Consider the following 4,235-nt stretch of genomic DNA (forward strand, 5'->3'; position numbering starts at 1 on the left):
AAATCAAGTCGATGAGTCTATATATCAATACAATTCAGTTAAGGTTTTTTTTTGCAGTTATGTAATTTAAAGAGTTACTAATCATAGTTTCATACCTTATCATTAGAAGGAAGAAGGAAGAGGGAAGAAGGAAGAAGGAAGAAATCAAGTCGATGAGTCTATATATGAATACAATTCAGTTAGGGTTTTTTTTTGCAGTTATGTAATTTAAAGAGTTACTAATCATAGTTTCATACCTTATGAATGTTGGTCTTATAAACTGTATTAATATTAAACAAGTTTGATATTAACTGATAAATATAGCAATCTGCGCATTGGTTGTGATGATTTTTATAATAGTTAATTTGAGCTGAAAATACGAGTAAATTCTGACTCCTGACTCCTGACTCCTGACTCCTAACTTCCACCAAAATATTACAACTTAAATAGGGTTAATATATGAATTTTTCAGAATTAATAGATTTATTTAGTTTGCCTTTTATGCAACGAGCAATTCTTGGCGGTATTCTGTTAGGAATTTTGGGAGGTATTCTCGGTGGATTTGTAATTTTACGGCAGTTATCTTTGTTTGGAAATGCTTTAGGTCATACTGCTTTTTTAGCTGTAGTCATAGGTGCTTTATTGCAGTTCCCTCCAATGATGGCTTTAATTGGGTTTTTGGTATTATTTGGATTAGGGATTAATTATTTAATTGAAAAGACTAATTTAGGAGGAGATACGATTTTAAGTATTACAATTGCTGGTTCAGTTGCATTAGGAACAATTGGGTTTAGTTTTGTGCCTGGATATCGTGGTACTTTATTGTCTATATTGTTTGGTGATATTCTGGCAATTAGTAATTTAGATTTGATTTTTCTGGCGATTTTATTGACTGTATCTTTGGGTTGGATAGGGCTAACTTTACAGAAACAAATATTGTTAACTTTGAATGCTGATTTAGCACAAATTCAGGGTATTCCTGTCGAGAGATATAAATATATATTTATGATTATTTTGTCATTGGCGATCGCTCTTACTATTAGAGCAGTTGGTATTTTATTGGTGAATGCTTTTTTGGTAATTCCAGCAGCTACGGCGAAGTTAATTTGTAATGAGTTTGTGCCATTTTTAGGAGTTTCTGCATTAATTGGTGCTGTGAGTGGGGTGATAGGAATGGTATTATCTGGTACTTTTAATTTGCCTTCTGGTCCTAGTATTGTTTTGGTGCAATTATTGGGATTTTTAATAGTAGTATTTTCAGGTCGGGGGAGGCTTTAACAGTTATCAGTTAAAGGAAGAAGGCTTTAGTTATCTAGGAGAGAAGGCTTTAGTTATCTAGGAGAGAAGGAAGAAGGAAGAAGAAGTAAATATTCAAAAAAAGAGGGAAAATCTCAAAATATCTACCTAAAGTGAATTGAATCTGATTTTTTTTTAAGCCTCTCTGATAGAGACATAACTTTTTGTAGCATTATTTGAAAGGAAGAAGGAAGTAAGGAGTAAATATTCAAAAAAAANAAAAAAAGAAAGAAAAAACATTCAAAAAATAATCAAAAATCTAAAAATATCTACCTAAAGTGAATTAATTCTGATTTTTTTTAAGCCTCTCTGATAGAGACATAACTTTTTGTAGCATTATTTGAAAGGAAGAAGGAAGTAAGGAGTAAATATTCAAAAAAAAAGGGGGAAACGATAATATTCAATTACCCCTACTCCCCTACTCAATAAAATGTACAAAAGTTTTTGATAAATGGTATGAGACCTTTCAAGGAAAAAGGAAGAAGGAAGAAGCAGTAAATATTCAAAAATCTCAAAATATCTACCTAAAGTGAATTGAATCTGATTTTTTTTAAGCCTCTCTGATAGAGACATAACTTTTTGTAGCATTATTTGAAAGGAAGAAGGAAGTAAGGAGTAAATATTCAAAAAAAAAGGGGGAAACGATAATATTCAATTACCCCTACTCCCCTACTCAATAAAATGTACAAAAGTTTTTGATAAATGGTATGAGACCTTAATTTATTTCTCTGTATTTATGCAACTTTTATACTATACTTAAGTTGAAAAAATGAAAGTAATAATTAATTAATGCCAACCCCTTTAGAGGTACTCCAAATAATTTTCCTAATACCTATCCTCGGTGGATCTATATATTCAATTCTAAGTGTCTGGACGACTAGAAATTTTTTTAACAAAATCATCCCAGAAATAAACGCTACAGAAAAATTTCACCCTCCTGTCACTGTACTAAAACCAGTGCGGGGTATTGAAAAAGACCTCAAGTCAAATCTCCATACTATTGCTGTTCAAGATTGGCCTGAATATCAGGTTATTTACTCTGTTCAAGATCCTCAAGATGCAGCTATTCCTATTCTTCAGGATATTCAACTAGAAATAGGTAGTCAGAAAATTTCCGTTGTAATTGACAATAAAGAAGTGGGAGCTAATGGTAAAGTCAATAATTTACTTGGTGCAATAGCTGAAGCACGTCACGACACAATTATTATTAGCGACAGTGACACCAATCTTAAACCTGATTATATCAAAAATATCATATCTCCTTTATCAAATCCTAATGTCGGATGTGTCTGTACTCTTTTTAAAGTCAAAAGTGCCCATCAATGGTTTGAGAAGATGGAATTATTAACAATAAATGCTGACTTTATTCCTAGCGTTATATTTGCAACAGTCACAGGAGCATCTAATGCTTGTTTAGGACCATCTATAGCCATAAGTCGCAGCACATTAGAAGAACTGGGTGGTTTGGAGAGTCTAGCAGATTATCTTGTAGAAGACTACGAACTTGGACGGAGAGTTTGGACTTCTGGAAAAAAATGTTGCTTTTGCCATACATTATTGATGTGACTGTGGNCATCAATGGTTTGAGAAGATGGAATTATTAACAATAAATGCTGACTTTATTCCTAGCGTTATATTTGCAACAGTCACAGGAGCATCTAATGCTTGTTTAGGACCATCTATAGCCATAAGTCGCAGCACATTAGAAGAACTGGGTGGTTTGGAGAGTCTAGCAGATTATCTTGTAGAAGACTACGAACTTGGACGGAGAGTTTGGACTTCTGGAAAAAAAATGTTGCTTTTGCCATACATTATTGATGTGACTGTGGACTTGAAAAGTTGGCAACAGTGGTGGACTCATCAAATTTATTGGGATCAGAATACATATTTAGCACGTCCCTGGCCTTTTATTGCAACTATATTAATTCGGGCAGTACCTTTTGCTATCTTGTTTGCCGTGGTACGAATGGGAGATTTATGGGGGTTAGGAGTATTGGGAATTACAGTTGTTTTAAGACTTTTGACTGCTGGGATAATCTTAAAAAATTTGAAAGATACAGAAGGTTTTGAAAGTTTGTATTTATTGCCTTTGCGTGATACTTTTGCTTTAATATTTTGGTTTTTGGCATTAACTAAGCGTACAGTAGTANATTACAGTTGTTTTAAGACTTTTGACTGCTGGGATAATCTTAAAAAATTTGAAAGATACAGAAGGTTTTGAAAGTTTGTATTTATTGCCTTTGCGTGATACTTTTGCTTTAATATTTTGGTTTTTGGCATTAACTAAGCGTACAGTAGTATGGCGTGGTGTTAAGTACAAGTTAATTAATAATGGAAAAATGGTTCCCTTCATTAATTGATAATGGATAATTGATAATTGATAATTAATGATTGATAAGTAGGTAGGTGTGAATAAAACTCACTATATAACTAAATGTTAATAAAGTCGAAACCCTTGAGATTGCTTCCTTCCACTCCGTTCCAGTCGCAATGACATACTTGTAAATTTTCCCACCGACCTACTTAATTGATAATTATCTCTGGTTAAAACCGTTACGGAATTGAATCTAAGGAAATTCAAGAGCACTTTTTTTATCCTTTAAAGGGTCGGTTAATAAAGCTGAATTATTTAATTATTAATTATTAGTTCAATAATTGATAATTGCTCGTGGATAATTGATAATTACCTGTGGTTAAAACCTTTACGGGATTAAATCTAAGGAAATTCAAGAGCACTTTTTTTTTCCTGGATAAGGATCAGCTAATCAAGCTGAATTATTTAATTATTCGGTCATAAAAGGATTAGGAAATTAGGAGATAAAAGAGAAATTAAAATACACCTGGCTTCTTTCTCTTTTTCGGCACTATTTTTAGAAGAAGACACAACCGCCGACGGAGAAGTAGGCAACAAGGTCAGCGAAATAGTCTCTCTCGGAGGAAACGTCACCGACGCCGATACT

Annotated in this window: 2 protein-coding genes and 1 pseudogene; all 3 read left to right on the top strand. The window is 33.0% G+C overall.

Features of this window, described 5'->3' with window-relative positions; all coding sequences use genetic code 11:
- Positions 1 to 438 precede the first annotated feature (438 nt).
- Entirely contained in the window at positions 439 to 1,257 is an 819-nt protein-coding gene (locus AFK68_RS07855) for a metal ABC transporter permease (protein WP_094672270.1), read from the top strand.
- 807 nt (positions 1,258 to 2,064) lie between these two features.
- Positions 2,065 to 2,841 carry a glycosyltransferase gene (locus AFK68_RS07860; RefSeq protein WP_246844056.1) on the top strand — a complete coding sequence of 259 codons (777 nt, stop codon included), beginning with the start codon at positions 2,065 to 2,067 and terminating at the stop codon, positions 2,839 to 2,841.
- Between the two features lie 7 nt (positions 2,842 to 2,848).
- Positions 2,849 to 3,424: pseudogene (locus tag AFK68_RS07865) on the top strand (glycosyltransferase family 2 protein); the annotation flags it as partial.
- Between the last annotated feature and the right edge of the window lie 811 nt (positions 3,425 to 4,235).

This window comes from Hydrocoleum sp. CS-953 (genome assembly GCF_002260545.1).
In the GTDB taxonomy this organism is placed as follows: Bacteria; Cyanobacteriota; Cyanobacteriia; order Cyanobacteriales; family Microcoleaceae; genus Trichodesmium.